15 protein-coding genes are annotated in these 24,628 nt (G+C 71.9%); 12 read left to right on the top strand and 3 right to left on the bottom strand.

All coding sequences use genetic code 11. From position 1 onward, the window contains the following. Positions 1-127 precede the first annotated feature (127 nt). The 3 genes from J2Z30_RS07940 to J2Z30_RS07950 are packed head-to-tail and all read left to right on the top strand — an operon-like array spanning position 128 to position 6,085. Positions 128-934 (top strand): HlyD family efflux transporter periplasmic adaptor subunit, encoded by an 807-nt coding sequence (locus J2Z30_RS07940; protein WP_044579991.1) that lies wholly within the window; start codon positions 128-130, stop codon positions 932-934. Continuing rightward, positions 931-3,213: an NHLP family bacteriocin export ABC transporter peptidase/permease/ATPase subunit gene (locus tag J2Z30_RS07945; protein WP_078957135.1), complete on the top strand. Its 2,283-nt coding sequence runs from the start codon at positions 931-933 to the stop codon at positions 3,211-3,213. Before J2Z30_RS07940 ends, J2Z30_RS07945 begins: the two co-directional genes overlap by 4 nt. Before the next feature lies 1 nt (position 3,214). Continuing rightward, positions 3,215-6,085: an NHLP bacteriocin export ABC transporter permease/ATPase subunit gene (locus J2Z30_RS07950; RefSeq protein ID WP_044579992.1), complete on the top strand. Its 2,871-nt coding sequence runs from the start codon at positions 3,215-3,217 to the stop codon at positions 6,083-6,085. A 147-nt stretch (positions 6,086-6,232) separates the two neighbouring features. Here J2Z30_RS07950 and J2Z30_RS07955 read toward each other — a convergent pair whose 3' ends face one another. Next, positions 6,233-7,816, bottom strand: a complete 1,584-nt coding sequence (locus J2Z30_RS07955) for an MDR family MFS transporter (protein ID WP_044579993.1) — start codon at positions 7,814-7,816, stop codon at positions 6,233-6,235. 167 nt (positions 7,817-7,983) lie between these two features. Here J2Z30_RS07955 and J2Z30_RS07960 point away from each other — a divergent pair, with 167 nt between their 5' ends. The 3 genes from J2Z30_RS07960 to J2Z30_RS07970 all read left to right on the top strand — a co-directional run bounded on the left by J2Z30_RS07960 (position 7,984) and on the right by J2Z30_RS07970 (position 11,208). Further along, entirely contained in the window at positions 7,984-8,553 is a 570-nt protein-coding gene (locus tag J2Z30_RS07960) for a TetR/AcrR family transcriptional regulator (protein ID WP_044579994.1), read from the top strand. A gap of 221 nt (positions 8,554-8,774) precedes the next feature. Further along, positions 8,775-10,337: a phospholipid carrier-dependent glycosyltransferase gene (locus J2Z30_RS07965; RefSeq protein ID WP_245387760.1), complete on the top strand. Its 1,563-nt coding sequence runs from the start codon at positions 8,775-8,777 to the stop codon at positions 10,335-10,337. 349 nt (positions 10,338-10,686) lie between these two features. Then, complete coding sequence (locus J2Z30_RS07970; protein ID WP_044579996.1) at positions 10,687-11,208, top strand: CAP domain-containing protein; 522 nt, start codon at positions 10,687-10,689, stop codon at positions 11,206-11,208. 1 nt (position 11,209) lies between these two features. Here the strand turns inward: J2Z30_RS07970 and J2Z30_RS07975 are convergent, their stop codons facing one another. After that, on the bottom strand, positions 11,210-11,893 hold the full coding sequence (locus J2Z30_RS07975) for a TetR/AcrR family transcriptional regulator (RefSeq protein ID WP_044579997.1): 684 nt from the start codon (positions 11,891-11,893) through the stop codon (positions 11,210-11,212). Between the two features lie 90 nt (positions 11,894-11,983). Between J2Z30_RS07975 and J2Z30_RS07980 the strand changes: the two genes are divergently transcribed. Together J2Z30_RS07980 and J2Z30_RS07985 are read left to right on the top strand one after the other, a co-directional pair. Continuing rightward, positions 11,984-12,943 (top strand): NAD(P)-dependent alcohol dehydrogenase, encoded by a 960-nt coding sequence (locus tag J2Z30_RS07980; RefSeq protein WP_044579998.1) that lies wholly within the window; start codon positions 11,984-11,986, stop codon positions 12,941-12,943. A 136-nt stretch (positions 12,944-13,079) separates the two neighbouring features. Next, entirely contained in the window at positions 13,080-15,392 is a 2,313-nt protein-coding gene (locus tag J2Z30_RS07985; protein WP_078957136.1) for a HelD family protein, read from the top strand. A gap of 28 nt (positions 15,393-15,420) precedes the next feature. On the opposite strand, the gene J2Z30_RS07990 is transcribed toward J2Z30_RS07985, so the two are convergent. Further along, a complete protein-coding gene (locus J2Z30_RS07990) occupies positions 15,421-16,938 on the bottom strand; it encodes a glycoside hydrolase family 28 protein (RefSeq protein ID WP_107073431.1) in 1,518 nt (505 codons plus the stop codon). Between the two features lie 223 nt (positions 16,939-17,161). On the opposite strand from J2Z30_RS07990, the gene J2Z30_RS07995 reads away from it, so the two are divergent. From J2Z30_RS07995 to J2Z30_RS50810, 4 genes are all read left to right on the top strand, one after another. Then, the gene (locus J2Z30_RS07995) at positions 17,162-17,596 is read left to right on the top strand and encodes a hypothetical protein (protein ID WP_044579999.1); all 435 of its coding nucleotides are present in this window, start codon (positions 17,162-17,164) and stop codon (positions 17,594-17,596) included. A gap of 608 nt (positions 17,597-18,204) precedes the next feature. Continuing rightward, entirely contained in the window at positions 18,205-20,154 is a 1,950-nt protein-coding gene (locus tag J2Z30_RS08000) for a glycoside hydrolase family 84 protein (protein WP_044580000.1), read from the top strand. 71 nt (positions 20,155-20,225) lie between these two features. Further along, positions 20,226-21,587 (top strand): NAD(P)/FAD-dependent oxidoreductase, encoded by a 1,362-nt coding sequence (locus J2Z30_RS08005; protein ID WP_044580001.1) that lies wholly within the window; start codon positions 20,226-20,228, stop codon positions 21,585-21,587. A gap of 131 nt (positions 21,588-21,718) precedes the next feature. Next, positions 21,719-24,403: a discoidin domain-containing protein gene (locus J2Z30_RS50810; RefSeq protein WP_044580002.1), complete on the top strand. Its 2,685-nt coding sequence runs from the start codon at positions 21,719-21,721 to the stop codon at positions 24,401-24,403. Positions 24,404-24,628: the final 225 nt, after the last annotated feature.

A 24,628-nucleotide genomic window follows, 5' to 3' on the forward strand; every position in this document is an offset into this window, starting at 1 on the left:
CTGACAGACCGCCTTTCCTGTGCCCCGGGCCTGCCTGGTCCGGGGCACTCGGCGGTCCACGGCGCCCTTTTCGATCACTCCCTTCGCGGTTTTCGATCACTCCCTTCGCGGTTGAGGAAAGACTCTCGTGCAGTTCCGCCAGCAGGCCCTCTCCAAGGCGCAGTCGGCAGAGGACATCGACCTGCCGGTGCGCTACGCCCGTCCCCAGGGATGGCTGGCGCTGGCGGTCACGGTGGTGGTCATGGCCGGGGCCGCCGTATGGGCCGTCACGGGCACCGTGTCCAACACCCTCGACGCCACCGGGATCCTCACCCACGGCCAGGGCAGCTATGTGCTGCAGAGCCCGATCGCGGGCCAGGTGACCTCCGTCCTCGCACAGGAGGGCAGCACCCTCCCGGCGGGCGCGCCGCTGCTGAAGGTCCGCACCACCCGTGGCACCACCGTCGTGCGCACCATCGCCGCCGGCCGCCTCACCACCCTCTCCGCCTCGATCGGCTCCGTACTGAACACCGGCGCGAACGTGGCCTCGGTGGAGCGGGTCCGCCACTCCGACGACCCTCTGGTCGCGACCCTGTACGTCCCCGCGGACCGGGCGGCCTCGGTGCGGGTGGGCGCGTCGGTCGACCTCGGTGTGCAGTCCGCGCCGACGCAGACCTACGGTGTGCTCCGCGGCCAGGTGCGGGCCGTCGGCCGGACCGCCCAGTCCAGCCAGCAGATCGGCTCCTACCTCGGGAGTGAGCAACTGGGCGAGGAGTTCTCCAAGCACGGCCCGCCGGTCGCCGTCCAGGTGCGCCTCGACCGCGAGCGCGGCACCCGCTCCGGCTACCGCTGGTCGTCCCCCGAGGGCCCGCCGTTCGCCCTCGGCTCCATGACCCTGACGGACGGCACCGTCCACCTGGACGCCCAGCACCCCATCGATTGGCTGCTCCCGTGACCGCGACGAACGAGGCCGGACCGCCCCGGCCCGCACCCGCCGGAAGCAGCGGGGCGCGCAGCCCCCAGCCGGCCCGCGGACGGCGGCGCGCCCCGCGTGGCGGAGCCGGGCCGAGGAAGCCCCGGCGCCGTACCGTGCGCACCCCCACCGTGCTCCAGATGGAGGCCCTGGAGTGCGGTGCGGCGTCGCTCGCCATGGTGCTCGGACACTACGGGCGCCATGTGCCGCTGGAGGAGCTGCGGATCGCCTGCGGAGTCTCCCGGGACGGCTCGCGCGCCAGCAATCTGCTCAAGGCCGCCCGGAGCTACGGTCTGCGCGCCAAGGGCATGCAGATGGAGCCCGATGCCCTCGTGGAGGTCCAGGCCCCGGCCATCCTGTTCTGGGAGTTCAACCACTACGTCGTCTACGACGGCATGGGGCGGCGGTTCGGCAAGCGCGGCGTCCACATCAACGACCCCGACAAGGGGCGCCGCTTCGTTCCCATCGAGGAGTTCGACACCAGCTTCACCGGTGTGGTCCTGGTTCTCGAACCCGAGGATTCCTTCCGCCGCGGCGGACGCCGCCCCGGGGTGCTGGGCGCCCTGCCCGCGCGCATGCGCGGCACCACCGGCACCTTGCTCGCGTCGCTGCTGGCCAGCCTGCTGCTGGTGGCGGTGGGGGCCGCGGTCCCGGCGCTCAGCCGCACCTTCATCGACACCTTCCTGATCGCCGGCCAGGACTCGACGCTTCAGCCGCTGTTCGCGTCCATGGCGGTGGCGGTGGTCCTCACCGCCGTGCTCACCGGTGTCCAGCAGGCGAACCTGCTGCGCGGGCGCATCATCTCCTCCACCCTCAGCAGCGCGCGATTCCTGCGCCATCTGCTGCGGCTGCCCGTCACCTTCTTCGCCCAGCGCAGCCCGGCCGACCTGGTCCAGCGGCTGCGCTCCAACGACACGGTGGCCGAGACGCTCGCCCGCGATCTGGCCGCCGCGGCCGTCGACGGGGTCGTCGTGGTGCTCTACGCCGTGCTGCTGTGGACCTACGACCCCCAACTCACCGGCGTCGGGGTCGGGTTGGCGCTGCTCAACGTGGTGGCGATACGGGTGGTGGTGCGGCTGCGGGCCACCAGGACCCAGAAGCTGCGGGCCGACACCGCGCGGCTGACCACCACCTCGTACACCGGTCTCCAGCTCATCGAGACGGTGAAGGCCACCGGCGGCGAGGCGGGCTACTTCCGCCGCTGGGCCGGTCAGCACGCCATCACCCTGGAGGAGCAGCAGCGCCTCGGCGTGCCGAGCTCCGTACTGGCCGTGGTCGCCCCCACCCTCGCCACGCTCAACAGCGCCCTCATCCTCTGGATCGGCGGGCTGCGGGCCGTCGAGGGCCATATCTCCATCGGTCTGCTGGTGGCCTTCCAGGCGCTGGTGACCCGCTTCACCGCGCCCATCACCCGGCTCAACGGAGTGGCCGGGCGCATCCAGGACTTCTCCGCCGACGTGGCCCGGCTCAAGGACGTGGAGAACTTCCCGGTGGACTCCCTCTACACCCGCGACGAGCCGCGCGAGGACACCCGCCGGCTGACCGGGCAGGTGACCCTGGAGAACATCACCTTCGGCTACAACCCGCTGGACCAGCCGCTGCTGCGCGACTTCTCGCTGTTCGTCGGGCCCGGCCGTCAGGTGGCGCTGGTCGGCGCCTCCGGCAGTGGCAAGTCCACCGTCTCCCGGCTCGTCTCCGGCCTCTACACCCCCTGGGAGGGGGTCATCCGCATCGACGGACAGCGCCTGGAGGACATCCCCCGCGGCGCCCTGGCCGCCTCCGTCTCCTTCGTCGACCAGGAGATCTTCCTCTTCGAGGGGACGGTGCGGGACAACGTGGCGCTGTGGGACCCGTCGATCCCGGACGAGGCGGTGGTGGAGGCCCTGCGGGACGCCGCGCTCTACGACGATGTGATCGCACGGCGCCCGGAGGGGATCCACTGCCGGGTGGAGCAGGACGGCCGCAACTTCTCCGGCGGCCAGCGGCAGCGGCTGGAGATCGCCCGCGCCCTGGTGCGCCGCCCCAGCGTGCTGGTGCTCGACGAGGTCACCAGCGCCCTGGACGCGCGGACCGAGCAGCTCGTCATGGACAACCTGCGCCGCCGCGGCTGTGCGTGTGTGGTGATCGCCCACCGGCTCAGCACCGTACGGGACAGCGACGAGATCCTCGTCCTGAACCGTGGCACGGTCGTCGAACGCGGCCGGCACGAGGACCTCGCCGCCGCCGGAGGCCCGTACGCCGAGCTGATGAAGGAGCACTGACATGGCGTCCGTTCACCCGGCCGCGGCGGTGGCCGCGGACGGCGGCGACGCGGTGGTCCAGGCGCTGGGCGCGCTCGGCACGCCCGTCGACTGCGCCGGGCTGCGCAGCCTCCCGCTGGAGGGCCCGCAGGTGCTCTGGCTGGTCGTCGGCGGCGCCCTGGACCTGTTCGCGGTGGACGCCGCCGAGGAGGGGCAGTGGCACTTCCTCGGCCGCCTGGAGACGGGCGCTGCGCTCCCCGGCCCGGTCGAGGGGCCGCGCCACACCCTGCTGGGGAGGCCCTCGCAGGACTGCCTGGTGCGCCGCATCCCGCTGCGCGAGCTGTACCGCCCGGAGGCCTACGACGCGTACGGCACCGGCCAGTCCGGCGATCCGTACGCCACGTACGACGGCGGATTCCAGGACACCCCGCCCACCCCGCTGGAACATGCCGTGGCGCTCGGGGTGAGCCGCAGCCTCGGCGTCCTCTTCCAGGCCCCGCTGGACGGCGGGGCCGCGCCCGACGCGGAGGCGGCCGACGAGGACCTGCTCTGGCTCCCGGTGCCGCCCGGCAGTGTGCGCTACGGCGCCGAGTACAGCGCCCAGGCCGCCGGTGACCTGCTGATCGACGGCGCGCTGTGGCAGCGGATGGTCAACCAGCAGTACCGGCTCGGCACCGCCGTGGACCGCTGGATCGAGACCATGGAGCGGGCCCACGCGGACCGTACGGCGGCCGGTATCCGGGCCGGCGAGGCCGTGCGCACCCGCGCCGACCAGGCGCTGATCGCCTCCATCGGAGGGCCCCGGCGGGACCGGCGGCCGTCGGAGGAGAGCACCGACGACGCCGTGCACGCGGTGTGCCGCGCCGTGGCGGAGGCCGCCGGGATCACCCTGCCCGATCCGCCGCGGGGCCACGCCACCGACGACCGTACGGACCCGGTGGAGCGCATCGCCGCCCACGCCCGGATCCGCACCCGGGCCGTCCGTCTCGAGGGCCAGTGGTGGCGGGAGGACGCCGGACCGCTGGTGGGCTACCGCGCCAAGTCCGGGGCCCCGGTGGCGCTGCTGTGGCGGCGTGGCCGGTACGAGGCGGTCAACCCGGCCTCCGGTCTGCGGATCCGGGTGGGCGGTGGCAACGCGGAGGAGTTCGAGCCGCGGGGCGTGATGTTCTACCGTCCGCTGCCCGACCGGCCGATGACGGTGTGGCGGCTGATGCGCTTCAGTGTGCGCGGCGCCGCGGGGGACGTCCGCAACCTCCTGATCAGCGGGCTGGTGACGGTGGCGCTCGGCGCGCTGGTGCCGCTCGCCACCGGCCAGGTGCTGGGCGGCTTCGTGCCCCGCGCCGAGAAGAGCCCCATCGTCCAGATCTCCCTGGCCCTGATCGTCGCCGGCGTCGTGGCGGCCGCCTTCATGCTGCTGCAGAACCTGACCCTGCTGCGTCTTGAGGGGCGGCTGGAGTCCACCCTCCAGCCCGCGGTGTGGGACCGGTTGCTGCGGCTGCCCACCACCTTCTTCGCCCAGCGCTCCACCGGAGAGCTGGCCAGCGCGGCACTCGGCATCAGCACCATGCGCCGGGTGATGTCCGGGATCGCCCCGACGGTCCTCCAGGCCGGGACCGTGGGCGTGATGAACCTCGCCCTGCTGATGTACTACAGCGCCTCCCTGGCGCTCGTGGTGATCGCCGTACTGCTGGTGGTCTCCGGGGTCTTCCTCGGGATGGGGCTGTGGCAGGTGCGCTGGCAGCGACGGCTGGTGGAGAGCGAGAACAAGCTCAACAACCAGGCGTTCCAGACTCTGCGCGGGCTGCCCAAGCTGCGGGTGGCCGCGGCCGAGAACTTCGCCTACGCGGCCTGGGCCCGTGGCTTCGCCCACTCCCGCGATCTGCACCAGCGCACCGGGCGTATCAAGAACCTCACCCAGGTGCTGGACTCCGTCTATCTCCCGCTGGTCTCCCTCGCCGTGTTCATGCTGCTGGCCGGTCCGGCGCGGGGGAGCATGTCGGCGGGCGCCTTCCTGACCTTCAACACCTCCGTGACCATGCTGCTCACCTCCCTCACCCAGCTCACCAACTCCCTGGTCTCGGTGGTCGCGGTCCTGCCCATGTTCGAGCAGGTCAAGCCGATCCTGGACGAGCCGCCCGAGGTGCGCGGCGGCAGCGCCCAGCCGGGGCGGCTCTCCGGTGACCTCCGGGCCCGAAACCTCACCTTCCGCTACGGCGACGACGGTCCGCTGGTGCTCGACGATGTCTCGCTGGAGATCCGGCCGGGCGAGTTCGTGGCCGTCGTCGGCCCGAGCGGCTGTGGCAAGTCGACCCTGCTGCGGCTGCTCATCGGCTTCGAACGGCCGGTGTCCGGCAGCGTGCTCTACGACGGACAGGACCTCGCCGCCCTCGACCAGGCGGCCGTGCGCCGCCAGTGCGGGGTGGTCCTCCAGAACGCCCAGCCCCTGGGCGGTACGATCCTCGACTGCATCCGCGGAGCCGAGCCGTACACCCCCGAGGAGGCCATGGAGGCCGCCGAACTGGCGGGTCTGGCCGAGGACATCCGGCAGATGCCCATGGGACTCCAGACCATGATCTCCGGCAGCGGCGCCATCTCCGGCGGTCAGCGGCAGCGGCTGATGATCGCCCAGGCCCTCATCCGCCGTCCGCGCGTCCTCTTCTTCGACGAGGCCACCAGCGCCCTGGACAACGAGACCCAGCGCATCGTCATCGACAGCACCCGTCGGCTCAACGCCAGCCGGCTGGTGATCGCACACCGGCTGTCGACCGTCATGGACGCCGACCGCGTACTGGTCATGGAGGACGGCCGGATCGTGGAGCAGGGTGCCCCGGCCGAGCTGATGGCCATCGCGGGCGGCAAGCTGCATGAGCTGGTGCGGCGTCAGACGCTCTGAGCGCTCCGCTGGAAGTGCCGTGATGCGTTGTCGGCCGACTGCGGCGCCGTCGTGGCTGGTCGCGCAGTTCCCCGCGCCCCTTCGGGGCGCTGCCCGAACCGTAGGGACTTCCTCTGACCTGCTTGGCGCCGTGCGTCCCGGCGAGTTCTACGGGGCGGCCGGGGAGGCGGTCTCCTCGGTTTCCGCGGCCTCCTCGGCCTTCTGCGGCTGGGCCACCGGGCCCGGCCTGCCCCGCAGCGGGACCTCCTGCACGCACAGGGCGGCGACGAAGGCCACGGTGCACACGACGGCCGCGGTCAGGAAGATCCGCTGGGTCCCGGTGGCCACCGCGTGGAGATAGCCGTCCCTGACGGACTCCGGCAGCCGGGCCAGCGCCGCCGGATCGGGCCGGGCCTCGCCCGTCTCCGCCCCGGCGGGCGCGTGGCCCCGCACGGCGCCGGTGAAGAGCGAACCGAAGACCGCCACGCCCAGGGAGCCACCGATGGTGCGGAAGAGGGTGACCGACGCGGAGGCTGCCCCCATGTCGCGCATCTCCACGCTGTTCTGCGCGATCGTGGTGACCATCTGCATCTGGCAGCCCATGCCCGTGCCCACCAGGGCCATGAAGCATCCGGTGGCCGCGCGGGAGGTCGTGGTGTCCATGGTGGCCAGCAGGAACAGTCCGACGGCCATGCAGACCGTGCCCACGATGGGGAAGACCTTGTACCGGCCGGTGGCGGACATGACCTTGCCGCCGACCTGGGACATGATCACCACGGGGATCATCAGGGGGAGCAGCAGCAGACCGGAGCGGGAGGCGGAGACGCCCTGGACGGTCTGCTGGTACAGCGGCAGATACAGCGAGCAGCCGAACATCACCACCCCGCCCACCAGGATCAGCGAGGACGCCAGGGAGAAGTTGCGGTGCCCGGTGAAGATGCGCAGCGGCATGAGGGGTTCGGCCGCGCGCCGCTGCCGGGCCACGAAGGCGGCCACGCCCACCGCGGCCAGGGCGAACAGGCCCAGGATCTGCCATGAGGTCCACGCGTAGGTGGAGCCGGCCCAGGTGGCGGCCAGGGTGAGGGCGCATACGGTCGTCGTCATCACGGTGATGCCCGGCCAGTCGATACGGGCCTTGGCGCGGGTGGCGGGCAGCCGCAGCATCAGCTGACACCAGACCAGGGTGAGGACGCCGAGCGGCAGATTGATGAAGAAGGCCCAGCGCCAGCCGAGATGACCGGTGACGAAGCCGCCGAGCAGCGGGCCGCCGATGGTGCCGATGGCCATGATGGAGGCGGTCATGCCCTGGTAGCGGCCCCGCTCCCGGGGCGGCGCCAGCGAGGCGATCAGGGCGAAGGCACCGGCGCCGATCCCGCCCGCCCCCAGGCCCTGCAACGCCCGGAAGACGATCAGCTGGGTCATCGTATGGGCCGCGCCGGACAGCGCCGAGCCAAGCGTGAAGACGACGACGGCGATCAGATACATGTGCTTGCGGCCGTACAGATCGCCGAACTTCCCCCAGACGGGCGTGGAGGCGGCGGTGGCCAGGGTGTAGGCGGTCACCACCCAGGAGATGTGCTCCAGGCCGCCGAGATCTCCGACGATCGTCGGCATCGCGGTGCCGACGATCGTGGAGTCGAGCATCGACAGCAGCATCGCGAGCAGCACACCGAGCAGGGCCGGACGGACGCTTTTCGGGGTGGTCTCCGGCGGGGCGGGACTGCCGGACGGCGGTGCGTCGGATACGGACATGGCGGATCACTTCCTTTTCAACGCGCTCGGCGCGGGGTTCCGAAAGTCGGGAGCCGAAAGGGCGGGGCCCCGCCCCGAACAGAAGAGCACACCGACTAAAAAAGTGCAACGACTCAACTTTTCTATTCGGTCCACTTACGGGTAGGGTGGTCCCCGTGAGCGAGACGATGGGGCGCCGTGAGCGCAAGAAGGCCGCCACCCGCCAGGCGCTGGCGGACGCGGCCCTGAGGCTGTTCCTCGACCGTGGCTTCGACCAGGTGAGCGTGCGGGACGTCGCGGAGGCCGCCGACGTCTCCACCACCACGGTCTTCAAGCACTTCCCCAGCAAGGAGGCCCTGCTCTTCGACCTGGACTCCGACCGGGAAGCAGCCCTCATAGCCGTCGTGCGCGACCGGCCCGAGGGAATGTCCATCCCCACGGCTCTGCGCGAGCACACGCTGCGGATGCACCCCGACGGCGCAGGGGACCCCGAGATGGCGCGGTTCGTCGAGCTGACGGAGAGCACCCCGGCGCTGCGGGAGTACGGCCGCCGCATGTGGATGCGCCACGAGGCCGCTCTCGCCGCCGCCGTCGCCGAGGCCACCGGCGCCCCCGAGGACGACCCCGGGTGTGCGGCGCTCGCCCACTTCGCGCTGGAGACCGTCAGCTTCGCCCGGGGCCGGGGCGACGCCCGGCAGGCCATCGAGGCCGCCTTCGCCCTCCTCGAACACGGCTGGCCCGCGGCCGGTCAGCGATAGCCCGCCGCAACGACCGGGCCCGTTTGCGGACTTGGCGCAAGTTTCGGGTGGATGCCGGATGCGGGGGCACGAGGGCGTTAGCGTCTGTCGCTATGCGGTGGGCCGGTGTGATCGACAGCGTGACCAGGACCGTCGGCGGACCGAAGGGGCGGTGGTCGGCGGCGTCGGCGCGGCATCGGCGGTGGCTGGTGGTGGCCGCCGTCGCGGCGCTCCTCGTCCAGATGGCCGTCGCGATGGTCACCACGGCGGTGGAGCAGACGCCGACCATCGACGAGCCCGTGTACGTCGGCGCGGCGGCGGACTCCCTGCACCATCACCGGGTGCGCTACAACCCCGAGCACCCGCCGCTGGGCAAGCTCATCATCGCGACGGGGGTGGCGTTCGCCCGGCCGCACCTCGATGCCGGATTCGCCGGTGACCAGACGGCGCTCGGGCGGCATGTGCTGTACGAGGCGGGCAACGACCCCTGGCGGCTGATGCTGTGCGCGCGGCTGCCGATGATCGCGCTGACGCTGCTGTTCGGACTGGTGGTGTTCGCGTTCGCCCGCGACCTGACCGGCCCGGTGGGAGGGGCGGTGGCCCTCGCCCTGTACACCTTCTCGCCGGACGTCATCGCACACGGCTCGCTCGCCACGCTCGACGTACCGGCGGCCGGGTTCCTGCTGACATCGGTCTGGCTGCTGTGGCGGGCGCGGCGGCGGCCACGATGGCACCTGCCACTCGCGGGGGTGGCGCTCGGCGCCGCCCTGGCCACGAAGATGAGCATGCTGGCCGCGGTCCCGGTGCTGCTGCTCCTGGCCGTGCTCTCGGTCCGGTACGCCCGCCGTACGCGCCACCGCACACCGCGCGACCATGCGCGGTCGCTCGGCATCGGAGTGGCGGCCGCGGTGGCCATGGCGCTGATCGCGGTGGCCGTGGTGTGGGCCACCTACCTCCTGGTCGACCCCCGGCTGCGCTGGACGCCCACCGGGCCGGTGCCCGCCGTCCACGGGCTGCGCGGGCTCGCCGTCCACTGGCTGCCGCTCCCGGAGGCGTACCGCGACGGGATGCGCATCCAGTTCGGCTTCGAGCAGGACACCTGGCGCGGCTTTCTGCTCGGCCGCCGCTACGTCGGGTCGCTCTGGTACTACCTGCCCGTCGCGCTGCTGGTGAAGACGCCGTTGGGCATGCTCGCGCTCTGGTCGGCCGGGGCGGTCACGATGGCGGCGGTGCCCCGGCTGCGGCCCGCCGCGCCGTATGTGCTCGTCCCCGCGGCCGTGCTGCTGTTCGCCGCCCTGGACGGGGCCCGCAACCTCGGGGTGCGGTACGCCATCTTCCTGCCGATGTTCCTGGCGGTGGCGGCGGCCGGGCTGATGGCCGTACGGCGGCGATGGGCGTACGGGGCCACGCTGGCGCTGGTCCTGTTCGTCGCGGTCAGCTCGCTGCGGACGTATCCGTACTACCTGCCGTACTCCAACGAGGCGTTCGGCGGCCCGTCCCGAACCCATCTGCGGCTGCACGACTCGAACGTGGACTGGGGGCAGGATCTGGGGCGGCTGGCCGACCGCCTCCGGGACCGCTACCGGGGCGAGCGGATCTGGCTCGTCTACAAGGGCAGCGGTGTGCCGTCCGCCTACGGCATCCGCGCCTCCGATCCACGCCGGGTCGCCCCGGACCGGGTGCGCGGGCTGCTGGTGGTCTCGGACTCCTCGATCGCCCAGGCCACCGGACGGCTGGCGGCGCTGATCGACGGCAGCCGGCCGATCGACGAGGTCGGCCACTCGATCACCATCTACCGCCGCTGACCGCCCACCGCCATGTCATGACATCTCTCACACCGAGTGCCGGAGTAAAGCGGGTGTAGCGGTGCATATCGACTAGGCGGCATAGTGGCTTTTGTCTGCCCTGTCGGACATGGAGGATTCCGCGTCGCCCCGGCCCCGGCACTTCCGGCCCGCCCCCCACTCGCCTGGTTGCCGGGATTTCTGAGGGCGCGTCGGGTCGCCGTGGCCATCCCCGGAGCCCGTTCAGCATGACTCGCCACTGAGCGCAAGTTCCCGCCTCGCTACGAACTCGTGTCGTACGAACACGTGTGTTGCCCGTGTGGCGGACGGCTCCAAGAATGACGGACCTCAACCGAGTGTGAGGTCCCGAATGAGCAAGCACCGCAGCAGCACGACGCACCGCCGCAAGATAGCCATCGCCACGCTCGCCGTGGCCGCCGTGGGCGTTCCCTCGGCCGCGATGGCGTCGCAGTCCGCCGCACCCGCCGGCTCCCCCTCCGCCACCTCCGCGGCCGCCACCGACCAGCAGGAAGTGGTGGATCTCGTCAACAGCGAGCGCGACAAGGCCGGTTGTGAGCCGCTGACCGTGAACGAGAAGCTGACCAAGGCCGCCCAGGACCACAGCGAGGACATGGCGGCCCACGGCAACATGTCGCACACCGGCTCCGACGGCTCCTCCCCGGGCGACCGGATCGAGCGCGCGGGCTACTCCTGGAGCGGCTACGGCGAGAACGTGGCCTACGGCTATGACTCGCCCAAGAGCGTCATGGAGGGCTGGATGAACAGCTCCGGCCACAAGGCCAACATCCTGAACTGCGACTTCAAGGAGATCGGCGTCGGCCTGGCACAGCCTGGCAACTACTGGACGCAGGACTTCGGCACCGCCCGATAGCTCATCCCCCGGACGTCCGGGGCAACCGGCCCAGCCCCAGCGGGGCGGGTGGCGGGAGGGGGCGGGCCGGTTCGGCCCGCCCCGCCTCGAAGGACCGCAGGAGGTGGGCGACCAGCCGCCGGGACGCGGCCGGTGCCGTTGCCACGTCGCCGATGACACCTCTGTTGGCCAGGAAGACGAGGCTCAGATCGGACACGTCGAAGTCCTCGCGCAGCCGCCCCGCGGCCTTGGCGCGCCGGACCACCTCGGCGAAGCCCTCTTCGATGCGCAGCCGCTCCCGCTCGAAGCCGACCGTGCCGGGGAGCGACGACAGCAAGGCGTCGTTGAACTCCCGGTCCCGCGTCTGCGAAGCACACACCGTCTCGAGGGTCCGGCGGAAGGCCCGCCACGCGTCGTCGTCGGCCAGGGCGTCGTCGACGATCGTCGCACAGGCGGCGAACTCGTCCGAGAACACCTCCGTGACCAGCGCCTCCCGGGTGGGGAAGCGCCGGTAGAGCGTGGCCACCCCGACCCCGGCACGACGGGCGATGGTGGCCATCGGCACATCGAGCCCACGCGAGACGAACAGCGTCCGGGCCGCCTCGAGGACACGTCGGCGGTTGGACGCCGCGTCGGACCGCAATCCCGGACTTCCGGTGTCCCGAAAGCCGGTGGCGGACGCTATCTGAGAGACGTGAGCAGGCATGTTTCTCACCTTACGCCGAGCGGGCGGTTTCCCCATTTGCGCGCATTAGCGTGGCGGCAACCCCGATGTGCGAAAGGGACGATGAGGGCGATGAGCGAGATGCGCGCGGCGCGGTACGACCGGTACGGACCTCCCGAGGTGCTGTACGAGGGCACTCTGCCGAAGCCGGTGGCCGGTCCGGACGAGGTGCTCGTGCGAGTGCATGCCACGAGTGTGAACGGCGGCGAGCTCTCGGGCCGGGCGGGCAAGCTGAAGCTGGTGACCGGGAGGAGGTTCCCGAAGGGCACCGGCGTCGACATCGTAGGGGAGATCGCCGAGGTGGGCTCCTCCGTGCGCCATCTCGCGGTGGGCGACCGGGTGTGGGGTGCGATGCCGCATCTGAGGTTCGGGGCGGCCGCCGAGTATGTGGCCGTCCGGCCCCGTCAGCTCTCCTACGCCCCGGAGAGCATCGATCTGGTCCGGGCCGCAGCCCTGCCCGGGGTCGGCACCACGGCCATCACGGCGCTGCGTGACAAGATCGGCCTGATGGGCGGCGAGCGGCTGCTGGTGCGTGGCGCGGCCGGCGGTGTCGGCAGCGTCGGCGTCCAGCTCGGGCACGCGCTCGGCGCCCATGTCACCGCGCTCGCCGGGGCGAAGGCGCTCGACCTCGTCCGGGAGCTCGGCGCCGATGAGGCGCATGACTACCGGACCACCGGTCCGGCCGCCATCGGGCCGTTCGACGCCGTGCTGGACACGGTGGGCACCGAGCTCGGCGCCTATCGCGGGCTGCTGGCGCCCGGCGGGCGGATGGTGGCCATCGCCTTCGACACCGACCGTCCGCTGTCCTCGCTGGGCTCCATGCTCCTCTCCACCGTGCACGGCGCCCGGCGGATGCGGTTCTTCACGGGAAACCCTCTGCACCAGCTCTTCGCGGACCTCGCCGCGTATGTGGAGAACGGGGCGATCCGGCCGGTCGTCGACACCGTCCATCCGCTCTCCGGTATCGCAAAGGCCCATCGCGCCATGGAAGCCGGTGGTGTCCGCGGCAAACACGTCATCCAGGTGAAATGAGGCCATAAAACAGAGAAACGCCCCGGCTGCCTTGACGGCCGGGGCGTTTCTCGGCGTATATTGGGGATTTCCTTTGCCACTGCATTTATGGCATGGGGAAACCTGATGAAGTCATCGTATCCCGGCGGGAGTCGAATTGTCAAACGAGGAATGGGACCGTGAGCAAGAATTCCTTGATCTGCTCAACGGGCGCCTCGCCGAGCTCAGGGCACGAGCCGAGGAGTCGGTGACCGAGGCCCTGTCCCTGGGGGGCTCCACCTTCCAGGCGCGGCTGGAGCGCGATGTGCTGGTGGCCGAGCGGTCCGGGCTGCTCGCCGCGTTCGAGGCGGGGGAGCGGGGGCTGTGTTTCGGCCGGCTGCTGTTCCGCGACGACCGGGACTACCACATCGGCCGCATCGGCATCCGGCGAGATGACGCGGACCGCACCCCGCTGGTCATCGACTGGCGGGCCGATGTGGCCCGTCCGTTCTACCTCGCCACCGGGCACACCCCCATGGGGCTGCGCCGCAGGCGCCACATCACCACCGAGGGCCCCAAGGTCACCGGGCTGCACGACGAGATCCTGGACCTCTCGGACACCATACGGACCGGGCATGAGGGATCCGACGCGGACGCCGTGCTGCTCGCCGCGCTCGACGCCGCGCGCACCGGCCGGATGCATGACATCGTGCAGACCATCCAGGCCGAACAGGATCAGATCATCCGCGCCCCGCACCACGGCGTCCACGTCGTGGAGGGCGGCCCCGGCACCGGCAAGACCGTCGTCGCGCTGCACCGCGCCGCGTATCTGCTCTACGCGCACCGGGAGTCGCTGGCGCGCCGCGCGGTGCTGATCGTCGGGCCGAACCCGGCGTTCCTCGGCTACATCGGTGAGGTGCTGCCCTCGCTCGGCGAGACCGGTGTGCTCCTGGCCACGCTCGGCGAGCTCTTCCCCGGTGTGACGGCCACCGGCACCGACACCCCCGAGGCCGCCGAGGTCAAGGGCCGTGCGGAGATGGCGGATGCGCTGGCCCGTTCCGTACGGGACCGGCAGACGCTGCCCGACCCCGCGATCGTCATCGAGCACGACGACGGCGATCTGGTACTGGACAAGGACATCGCGTCCGAGGCGGGCCACAAGGCACGGGAGACCGGGCTGCCGCACAACCTCGCCCGTCCGCACTTCGCCTTCCGTGTCATCGACGCCCTCACCGACCAGCTCGTGGACCGGATCGGCGCGGACCCCTTCGGCGGGCCCAACCTCCTCGGCGCGGACGACGTCGCCCAGCTCGGCAAGGCGATCGCGGTCAACCCCGAGGTGCACGCGGCCATCGCGGAGCTGTGGCCGGCCCTCACCCCGCGGCAGCTCGTGGCCGACTTCCTCGGCGACCCCGTCCACCTCTCCGACGCCGACGCCGCCGCGATCCGCCGCACCGACGGCGAATGGACCCCCGCCGACGTCCCGTTGCTGGACGAGGCGGCCGAACTGCTCGGCCACGACGACGCGGCGGCCCGCGCCGCCGCGGAGGCCGAGCGCCAGGAGCGCATCGAGTACGCACAGGGTGTGCTCGACCTCTCCTACGGCTCCCGCACCCTGGAGTTCGAGGACCGCGAGGACGAGGAGTCGGAGGTGCTGGCCGCCCACGACCTCATCGACGCCGAACGGCTGGCCGACCGCGCCGAGGAGCGCGACCACCGCAGCGCCGCCGAACGCGCCGCCGCCGACCGCACCTGGGCCTTCGGCCACATCATCGTGGACGAGGCCCAGGAGCTGTCCGCGATGGCGTGGCGGCTGCTGATGCGGCGCAGCCCGACCCGTTCGATGACCCTGGTCGGCGACCCCGCGCAGACCGCGGAGCCGGGCGGCTGCGGCTCCTGGTCCTCGATCCTGGAGCCGTACGTCGGCGACCGCTGGGAGCACACCCGGCTCGGCGTCAACTACCGCACCCCGACCGAGATCATGGACGTCGCGGCGCGGGTGGCCCGTACCGTCGACCCCGCCTTCCAGCCGCCGCGCTCGGTCCGCGCCACCGGGGTACGGCCCTGGGCGGAGCACACCGGCGATCTGCCCGGCGCGGTGGCCGCGGCCGTGGCGCGGGAGACCCGCGCCGAGGGCCGTCTCGCGGTGATCGCCCCGAGGGACCGCCATGACGCGCTGTCGGCCGTCCTCCCGCAGGCGTCCACCGGTCGGTCCCCGGACCTGACCAGCGCGGTGGTGCTGCTCGACCCCCGGCAGGCCAAGGGTCTCGAGTTCGACACCGTGATCGTGGCCGAGCCCGCGGAGTTCGGCACCAGCGACCTCTATGTGGCGCTCACCCGGGCCACCCAGCGGCTGGGCGTGGTGCACACCGGGCCGCTCCCGGCGGGCCTGCGCGACCTGGCCGACGTGGCGGATCCGGCCGACCCCGCCGGCCTGCCCGCCGCGGCCGGTTCCGCCGAGCAGATGCCGCGCCGCCGGCAGCGGGGGTGACCCGGGAGGTGCGGTCAGCCGCTGCCGGTCAAGAGGAGCAGTTCTCGCTGGATCCGCTGGCGCTCACCCGCAGCGCTCCGCCGGAGGTGTTGGCGCTGTCGGCGAGGCAGTAGCCGGACACGTTCTGGACGATGGCGTCCGCCGGGCTGTCGCCGCCGCGCTGTGCGGTGAAGTGGTTGAAGCGCAGCGCGCTCCCGGAGTTGGCGATGACCGCCGGACGGCCGTCGTCCTCGGCGAACCGCACCGAGCTGTCGTTGAAGGTGATGTGATCCGTGTTGTGCAGATACCAGCCGAAGGCGGGGCGGGTGCCGATGCTCTTCGGGTTGTAGTCGTCGGCGTCATTGCCGGGAACACCGGTGGACATCGTGCCGTTGCCGCCGGGCACGGTGAGATTCACCTGGTTGAAGGTCACGCCGCTGATGTGATTGCCACCGGACTCGCCCCACAGCGTCGGGCTGAAGGAGGGGCTGTTCCCGGTCCCGGTGATGTTGTCGTAGGTGATGTCGCTGATGTGGCCGACTCCCGGACTGCCACCACACCGTTTTCTCGTTCCGATCTTCTGCATGATGGGGGAGTGCACATTGGTCATGGTGATGTCGCGGTAGTGCACATCGGAGATGTTGGCACCGTCCATCGAGACCATGCCGAGCCCGGACTTGTCCGCACCGGTGATGGTGATGCGCTGGAAGTCGTAGTCGGAGAAGTCACCACAGGTCTCGGAGCCGAACATCAGGGCGTTGCAGCACTTCGCGGAGAGATGTGAATCGGTCACCTTCACATGGCCGTTGGACAGCTTGGCGCCCAGGGCGTAGTCGCTCTTGAAGGCGAGCGCGTCGTCGTTGGCGGCGATGTCGGCATGGGTGATGGTCACATTGGTGGTGCTGATGATGTTCCAGCCGTCGCGGTCGCTCGCCGTGTCGATGGTGAGGTGGTCCGAGGTCACGTTCTCGCAGCCGTTGATGAGGGCCGCGAAGTGGCCGCCGCGCCGCAGGGTGATCCCGTCGAGGGTCAGCCCGTCACAGCGGGTCAGCGAAATGATCTTGTCCGCCTCGCCGGAGTCGGGGGTGCCGGTGATGAGGTTGCCCGCGCCGTCGATGGTTCCCGAACCGGTGAACCCGATGTCGGTGAGCCTGTCGCCGTAGAACATCGCGTTGTGGAAGTGGCTGTGGCCGTAGTCCTGGTAGTCGTCGTTCGGATTGGACTCGGGCTTGTCATAGGTGTCCGCGCTCGAACCGAGGATCGTGGCCCCGGAATCCAGCTGGAGGGTCACCTCGCTCTTGAGGTGGACGGTGTTCTTGGACTTGTACTGTCCGGACGGGAAGCGGACGATCCCGCCCCCGGCGCTGTTGGCCGCCGTGATGGCCTTCTCGATGGCGGCGGAGTCATTGGACGAACCGTCGGCCTTCGCGCCGTAGTCCATCACGCTGAACACCGGTGCCGCGGTGGTGGCCGTGTCCTGAGCGGGGGCGGCGGTCGCCTGGGGCACTTGCGATAACCCGAAGACGGCGGCGAGGGCGAGCGCCGCGCCTGCGGCGAGTCTCTTCATCTCTCGTTCTCCTTCTCCAGTGGAGCCGTGGAGATCCGACGTGTTGGAAGGTCTGAACCTGCTTGAACTGCGAGGACCTCTCTGGCGGGGCGAATTCCGTCTGCGCCGGATCAGAAAGGTAGGATCTCTCGCCTTCTGTGGAAGGTAACAGGCGGATCCGGGCTGTCAATGGCCTCAGCCGCCACGACCGCCTCCCCGGCCGTCGATCGCCTACGATCCCGCTGTGGCCCCCTTCCGTATCGAGCGGCGCTCCCCACTGCCCGTCGACGAGACCTGGCGACGGCTCACCGACTGGCCGCGCCACGGCGCCCATGTGCCGCTGAGCGGTGTCACCGTCCGCCCGGCGGGGCCGACCCGGGTGGGCACCGTGGTCGTGGTGCGCACGGGTGTCGGCCGCGCCGGATTCGACGACCCCATGGAGGTCGTGCGCTGGGGCCCGCCCACCGGGGACGCTCCCGGCAGCTGCAGGCTGGAGAAGCGCGGCTCGGTGGTCCTCGGATGGGCCGAGATCGAGGTGCGCCCCCGGGACGGCGGATCCGAGGTGGTATGGCGCGAGGAGGCCCGGATCCGGGGACTGCCCCGCCTGTTCGACCCGCCGACGGTCTGGTCCGGCCGCCTGCTCTTCGGCCGGGTGGTCGACGCGTTGCTGAAGGGGTGACGGCGCCTCGGTTTCGCCGGTGTCGGACGGTTCGTGACGCCTGCGGCGGGCTGTTCCCCTCCCCGCCCCTTCCCGATGCCGGGGCTTCGCCCCAGACCCCGATGCCGGGGCTTCGCCCCAGACCCCGAGACCGGGCTTCGCCCCTTCGCACGGCATCGGTGTGCGGTTCCGCCGCGTGGCGGGGCTTCGTCCCAGACCCCGATGCCGGGGCTTCGCCCCAGACCCCGAAACCGGGCTTCGCCCCTTCGCACGGCATCGGTGTGCGGCTCCGCCGCATGGCGGGGCCTCGCCCCTGGGCCCCGGAGTCCAGGGGCGAAGCCCCAGCCGCGCGGCGGAGCCGCAAATTGACGCTGCGGGAAGGGGCGGGGAGGGGGAAAGCATCGGTGTGCGGTTCCGCCGCGTGGTCCGCCGGACACGCCGTAAGTGGCCCGACGGGTACGGCGTTTGACGACCGATGGCGGGGCCGATCATCGGGGCTCGTCGCTGGGTAGGGATACGCCGGGCCCGCCGCGGGCTCGCTCCGCGTACCGAACACCACCCCGGCTCACCGCACGGCACCGCACCGCCCCCGAAGGCCCGGCCCTCGCACGCCACGGAGGAGATGTCCTATGCGCAGTCGTTCCAGAACCCTGGCACCCGTCACGGTGTTGTTCACCCTCCTCGCCCTGCTGCTGCCCACCGGCGCGGCCGCCACCGCGGCCGCCACCGCCCCCGGGACACTGCCGGTCGTCACCCCGCGCCCGCAGGAGATGTCCCGCATCGGAGCGGACGTCCACGTCCCCTCCCGCGTCCGCCTCGTCATATCGGACGGTGTGGACCGTCCGACCCGCGATCTCGTCACCTCCGTGCTGCGCCGTGCGGGAGCTTCGCGGATCCAGGACGGCCCCGGGCCGAAGCTGACCGTGACCGTCGGCCGGATCGCCGATCCCCGGGTCGCGAGGGCGCTTCGGGCCGCCGGGGGCCGGGTGCCCGGCACGCTGCCCGCCGAGGGCTACGCACTCGCCGCGGGACGCGGCTCGGTGGCGCTCGCGGGCGCCGACTCGGACGGGACGTACTACGCGGCGCAGACGCTGCGTCAGCTCGTGTCCGTCCACCGCACGATCGCGTCCGTCTCGGTCACCGACCATCCGCTGATGCCGCTGCGCGGGGTGATCGAGGGGTTCTACGGAAGCCCCTGGACCCACGTCGAGCGCATGGACCAGCTGGCGTTCTACGGGGACGTCAGGATGAACACCTACATCTACGCGCCGAAGGACGACCCGTACCACCGCGAGAAGTGGCGCGAGCCGTATCCGGCCGCCAAGCTCGCCGAGTTGGGCGAGCTCGTCCGGCAGGCGACCGACCACCATGTGCGGTTCACCTTCGCCGTCTCCCCGGGCAACTCCATCTGCTACAGCGACCCCGCCGACCTCGCCGCGCTGGAGGCCAAGCTGGACGCGGTCTACGACCTCGGGGTGCGCAGCTTCTCCATGCCGTTGGACGACATCAGCTACACCCGCTGGAACTGCGAATCCGATCGCGCCGGCTACGGAGACCCCTCGTCGGAGGCCGCCGCCAAGGCCCAGTCCGACCTGCTCAACACGGTGCAGAAGACCTTCCTGGACGAGCGGGCGGACACCAGGCCGCTCCAGATGGTGCCGACCGAGTACGGGGACGTCACCGAGACCCCGTACAAGCGCGTCCTGCGCGAGCGGCTGGACTCGCGGGTCGAGGTGATGTGGACCGGAACCGATGTGGTGCCGCCGCGGATCACCGTGGCCGACGCGGAGCGGGCCGCCACCGTGTGGGGGCGCAAGGTCTTCGTCTGGGACAACTACCCGGTCAACGACTACGGCCAGGCCGAGGGACGGCTGCTGCTCGCGCCCTACGACGCCCGTGAGTCCGGACTGCACCGGCAGCTCTCCGGTCTGGTCCTCAACCCGATGAACCAGGCCGCCGCCAGCAAGGTCGCCCTCTTCGGCGGAGCGGACTTCGCCTGGAACGACACCGGCTACGACGCCACCCGCACCTGGGAGGCGGCCGCCCGCTACCTCGCCGGGGACGGCCCCGGCGCGCACCCGGGCCGTACGGACGGGACCGTTCGCTCGCTGCTGGCCTTCTTCGACACCCAGCACCTCGCACCCACCTTCGGCGCCGAGCCCTGGCAGCCGCAGGCGCCCGAACTCGCCGCCCGGCTCGACCGGTTCCACACCGCCTGGGAGGCGGGGCACGAGCGAGCGGCCCTGCGGGAGCTGCGCCCGTACGCCCGGCTGCTGGCCGCCGCGCCCGAGCGCGTCAGGACCGGTGTCGCGGACCGGGGATTCGTGGCGGACTGCGCGCCCTGGCTGGACGCGCTGTCGCTGTGGGGGCGCGCCTTCGAGCGCACCCTGGACGCGCTGGGCGCCCGTCTCGACGGCCATGACGCCCAGGCGGCACAGTGGTTCGCCGAGGCGGCGGCCGACGCGCGGCGGGCCGGGGAGATCCGCACCATCCCGGGTGAGACCCGCCCCGAGGGCCCGGTGCGCATCGCCGACGGAGTCCTCGACACCTTCATCACCGAGGCCGCCGAAGGCGCCTGAGTCTCGAAGCGGTTGTATTGCCACCCTTGGGGGTGGTGACGCTCGGGTGATTATGCACTACGCTCCGTAGCATGGGGGTGCCGGGGGAAGGTACGGAGCGAGGGACCGCGGTGGTGATCGGCGGAGGTCTCGCCGGGCTGCTGGCCGCATGGGCGCTGCGGGGATATGCCGAGCGCATTGTGATAGTCGAGCGTGACCGCTATCCCGAGGGGCCCGCGTTCCGCTCGGGCGTTCCGCAGGCGCGCCACGCACATCTGCTGCTCGAGGCCGGGCATCGGGCGCTGGACGAGCTGATGCCCGGTGCGCGCGAGGAGTTGCTGGCCGCCGGCGCGGTGCGGGTGCCGATGTCGGGCGTGCGCTGGCTCAGCGCGGCCGGGTGGCTCGCGAAGTACGAGAGCGAGGTCGCGTTCCTCTCCTGCAGCAGACCGCTGCTCGACCATACGGTGCTGCGCCGGGTGCGCGCCGAGCCCTCGGTGCGATGGCTGGAGAACACCGACGTCGTCGGACTCCTCGGCACCCCGGGCGAGCTGACGGGCGTCCAGATCCGGGCGCGGGGCGACGCCCGCGCCCGGGTGCGCGAACTGCGCGCGGAGATGGTGGTCGACGCCTCCGGGCGCACCTCCTCGGTCCCGTCCTGGCTGGCCCGGCTGGGCTGTCGGCCCACGCCCGAGGAGCGCGTCGACGCGGGGGTGTCGTACGCCAGCCGGATGTACCACCGCCCCGCCGGGGCGGATCCGGGCTTCGACGTGCTCTATCTGCAGACCAAGGCTCCCGACGCGCCCAGGCTCGGCGTGGTGCTGCCCGTGGAGGACGGCCGGTGGATCGCCAGCGTCGGCAGTATGCGGGGAGCGCAGGCCGAGCCGGGTGCGTCCGGTTTCGACCGGCAGTTGCGTCTGCTGCGGGATCCGAGCCTGTACGAGCTGCTGGCCGGCACCGAGCCCGCCGGTGCGGTCCGCGGCTTCTGGCCCGGCCCCGGCGTGCGGCGGCACTACGAGCGCCGGGCGCCGCGGGGGCTGGTCGTCATCGGCGACGCCGTATGCACCTTCAACCCGGTCTACGGCCAGGGCATCACCGTGTCCGCGCTCGGCGCCCGAGCCCTGCGGGCCGCCGCCGAGCACCACGGCGGCATCGGCCACCGTACGGCGCACACCGCCCGTAAGGGCATCGCGGCCGCCGCGGACACCGCGTGGATGCTGTCCTCCAGTGAGGACGTGCGCTTCCCCACCACCACGGGCGGCCCCGCCGGAGTGGGGGTGCGCGCCCAGCACCGCTATCTGGACCGGGTCATCCGGCGTGCCACCGTCGACCCGGGGGTCTGCAAGGCCCTGCACGAGGTGATGTCGATGGTCGCCGCGCCCACCGCGCTGATGCGCCCCGCCGTCCTCGGGGCCGTGCTGCGCGGGGGAGGGAGCGGCCGACCCGCATCCCCCTAGTGATCGTCGCGGATCACGGACGGTACCGGTCGGCCGCCCTAGCATCGGCAGCATCCGGGTGTTGTGAGGCCACCCGCACCCATGCCCCGACGACATGTCAATGGACCAGACGGCCCTACCAGGAGCACAGCGTGCGAGCGACTTTTGCGGATTTCACCATCGATCCGCCTCGATTCGGCAATGGCACGGCCCGGTACATACGGTGCCATCCCGACCGGGACCGTCTCGCGATCGGCGCGGGCGGACATGTCGAGCTCGACTTCGCGCTGGACGGCGGCGAACTGCCGGAGCAGCTGACGCTGACCCTGGTCGCTCGGGTCTCACCGCTGGGGGAGTCCCTGGGATGGGCGCCCATCGACATCACCGTCAACGGGCATGCGGTGATCTCACGGTTCACCGTGCCCGGTGGTGCCCGCCCCCGGGAGGCGGCCTTCGCGGTCCCCGGTGAGGCGCTGGTGGCGGGCCTGAACACGCTGTGCGTCCGGGGCTGCGCCGAGGCGCGCGGCCTGCTCTGGCTGTACCGGATCAGCGTCGAGCCGTCCCGCATCTGCGCCCGGATGCACCTCATGGCGGAGGAGCGGCCCGCCGAGGCGGCGGTGTGCGCCTACCGCACCGAGTGGCGTGCCCCGGGCTCCGCCGAATGGCGGCCCGCCCCACGGCTGCTGGTCCATCTCGACCGGGGCGAGGGCTCGCTGCCGGTCCGGCTCGCCTGGCGCGGGCAGGACGGCGCGGAGGCGTCGATCGGATTCCAGCCGGCGATGACGGAGTTCTACGGACACCGCAGGGCCGCCGACGGCACGCTCACCGAGTACCGGGGGGTGCTGGAGGGTCGCTCGCCGCTGCGGGACAGCGCGCTGGAAGAGGTGATGCACCGCTTCCGTACGGTGGAGGGCTGTGGGTCCGGGGGGCCGGGCCTCCGTCAGGAGCTGCGCCTGCTGATCGAGGACGGGGGGCCGCCCGTCGAGCGGGTCATCTGGGGCGATCCGTCGGGCCACTCGGGCACGGTGTCGCTGCTGGCCGCCGAGCCCGGTCCGGAGGCCGAGGTGACCGACCTGGTGACCAAGGTCCGGGCGCACAGCGAGTTCGCCGAGGTGGGCGAGGTCGCGGAGAACCTGCTGCACGACTCATGGCACAAGTGGCTGGGCCATGGCGACCGCGCCTGGCTGGAGTTCACCCTGCGGCGGCCGGTGGCCGTCGGCCACTACGTCCTGACCTCGGCCAACGACGTCCCGGGCCGCGACCCGAAGGACTGGACCCTCAAGGGTTCGAACGACGGGGAGCACTGGGTGGATCTGGACTCCCGGATCGAGGAGAGCTTCGCGCACCGCCATCAGCCCCGGGGGTTCACCTTCGCCGCCGCCACGGCCTACCGCCACTTCCGCCTGGAGATCACCCGGAACGCGGGAGCGGACCAGATCCAGCTCTCCCAGGTCCGCCTCTTCACCTCCGCCCCCCAGCCGAAGGGTTTCATCGGCCACTACCAGCGGGTGGGCGAGGCGCCCACCGGATACCGCGGCACATCGGTGTCGGCCGTCCCGGAGCCCGGGGCCATGACGGCGCCGCCGCGGACCGTCGAACAGTGGCGGTCCTATCTGGCCGAGTACAGCGCGACCATCCTGCGGGTGGCCGACGAGGAGGAGCTGAGCGAGGTCGACGACGAGCGACGGGCCGCCGGATGGCTCGGGTTCGAGGGCGCGGACGAGGAGAGCGTCCTCGCCCTGGAGGAGCGGCTCGGCACCCGGCTCCCGCCGAGCTACCGCGCCTTCCTGGGTGCCTCCGACGGCTGGCTGAACATCAGCCCGTTCATGTGGCGGATGCGCCCGGCCAAGACCGTCGGCTGGCTGCGCGAGGCCGACCCCGAGACCTGGAGCGTCATCCGGGGCGGCGAGGGCGAGGACTGGGACGACACCGCGTTCATGGACCGGGCGCTGCTGGTCTCCGAGGAGGGCGACGCCCAGCACTGGCTGCTGGACCCCGCCGATGTGTCCGAGGACGGAGAGTGGGCCGCGTACATCTGGGCGAGCTGGTATCCGGCGCTGGGGGACCGGCACGCCTCGTTCGCCGAGCTGGTCGCCGAGGAGCGCACCGGTTTCGAGGACCAGGCGGCCCATGAGGCGCGCATGGGGCGTCCCGGGACCGCCGAGGATCTGCTGGCCGAGGGCAGGGCGCAGGCACTGCGGGGCGAGGTGCGCAAGGCGATGGCCACCTTCGAGCAGGCCGCGGTCAAGGGCTCGGGCGCCGGTGCGTATCTGGGCATCATCCTGGGCGCGTTCCTCGACATCAGCGCCGCCCACCACTGGATACGCACCGGCATCCTCGGGGACCCGCGCGTCCTCGAGGCGATCGGCATGGAGCAGTTACGGGCCGAGGCCGCCCCGCTCTATCTGCGCTGCGCGGCCGAGGAGTGGACCGGCGCCCCCGGTGGCTATCTCTCGGCCCTCGGCGACATCCTGCCACGGCTCCCCGACGGCGTGGACGGTGTCGTGGGCGCGGGCGGTGTGGCCGCGAGCGGCGCCGCCACCGAGGGCCACGACACCGCCGCCTGGATGGCCAGGGTCGCCGCCTTCGCCCCGCCCGCCCTGCCCGAGTCCCGCACCTTCCAGCAGGCCCTGGACCTGGCCAGGGCGCTGGCCGACCGCGGCGCCACCGATCAGTCCTGGGCCGTGATCGAGGCCGCCCTGCCGCACTGGCACTGTGACTCCCCGCACCGCATCGCCCCGGTCGTGCTGCTCACCGATCCGGCCTTCCGTGAGGTGGTCACCCCGGCGCGGGCCCGTCGCGTCGTCACCACGCCCCGCGGGGAGTTCCGCGAGTAGCGCCTGACCTCTTACGGCCCGGCCCTCCTTTCGACCTGCACCTCCTCCGACTTGGCCCTCACCGGCTGAGCGCTGCGGCGCGGTGGGCCTGGACCTCGGCGCCTGGGGCGGGTGCGATGTCGGGTTGGGCGGCCGCCAAGAGAGCCGCCATCAAGTCGACCGACCGGGGCAGGACCACGGCTACCCGATTGCCCGCCCAGGGGGAGGCCAAAGATTGGATTGGGC

The sequence above is a fragment of the Streptomyces iranensis genome (assembly GCF_017874715.1).
Classification (GTDB): Bacteria; Actinomycetota; Actinomycetes; order Streptomycetales; family Streptomycetaceae; genus Streptomyces; species Streptomyces iranensis.

Coding starts and splice junctions, on each gene's coding strand:
- J2Z30_RS07965 (WP_245387760.1), top strand. CDS start 8,775: ATGGCCGTCGCGATGGTCACCACGGCGGTGGAGCAGACGCCGACCATC.
- J2Z30_RS07970 (WP_044579996.1), top strand. CDS start 10,687: ATGAGCAAGCACCGCAGCAGCACGACGCACCGCCGCAAGATAGCCATC.
- J2Z30_RS07955 (WP_044579993.1), bottom strand. CDS start 7,816: ATGTCCGTATCCGACGCACCGCCGTCCGGCAGTCCCGCCCCGCCGGAG.
- J2Z30_RS07990 (WP_107073431.1), bottom strand. CDS start 16,938: ATGAAGAGACTCGCCGCAGGCGCGGCGCTCGCCCTCGCCGCCGTCTTC.
- J2Z30_RS07975 (WP_044579997.1), bottom strand. CDS start 11,893: ATGCCTGCTCACGTCTCTCAGATAGCGTCCGCCACCGGCTTTCGGGAC.
- J2Z30_RS07950 (WP_044579992.1), top strand. CDS start 3,215: ATGGCGTCCGTTCACCCGGCCGCGGCGGTGGCCGCGGACGGCGGCGAC.
- J2Z30_RS07980 (WP_044579998.1), top strand. CDS start 11,984: ATGAGCGAGATGCGCGCGGCGCGGTACGACCGGTACGGACCTCCCGAG.
- J2Z30_RS07960 (WP_044579994.1), top strand. CDS start 7,984: ATGGGGCGCCGTGAGCGCAAGAAGGCCGCCACCCGCCAGGCGCTGGCG.
- J2Z30_RS08000 (WP_044580000.1), top strand. CDS start 18,205: ATGCGCAGTCGTTCCAGAACCCTGGCACCCGTCACGGTGTTGTTCACC.
- J2Z30_RS08005 (WP_044580001.1), top strand. CDS start 20,226: ATGGGGGTGCCGGGGGAAGGTACGGAGCGAGGGACCGCGGTGGTGATC.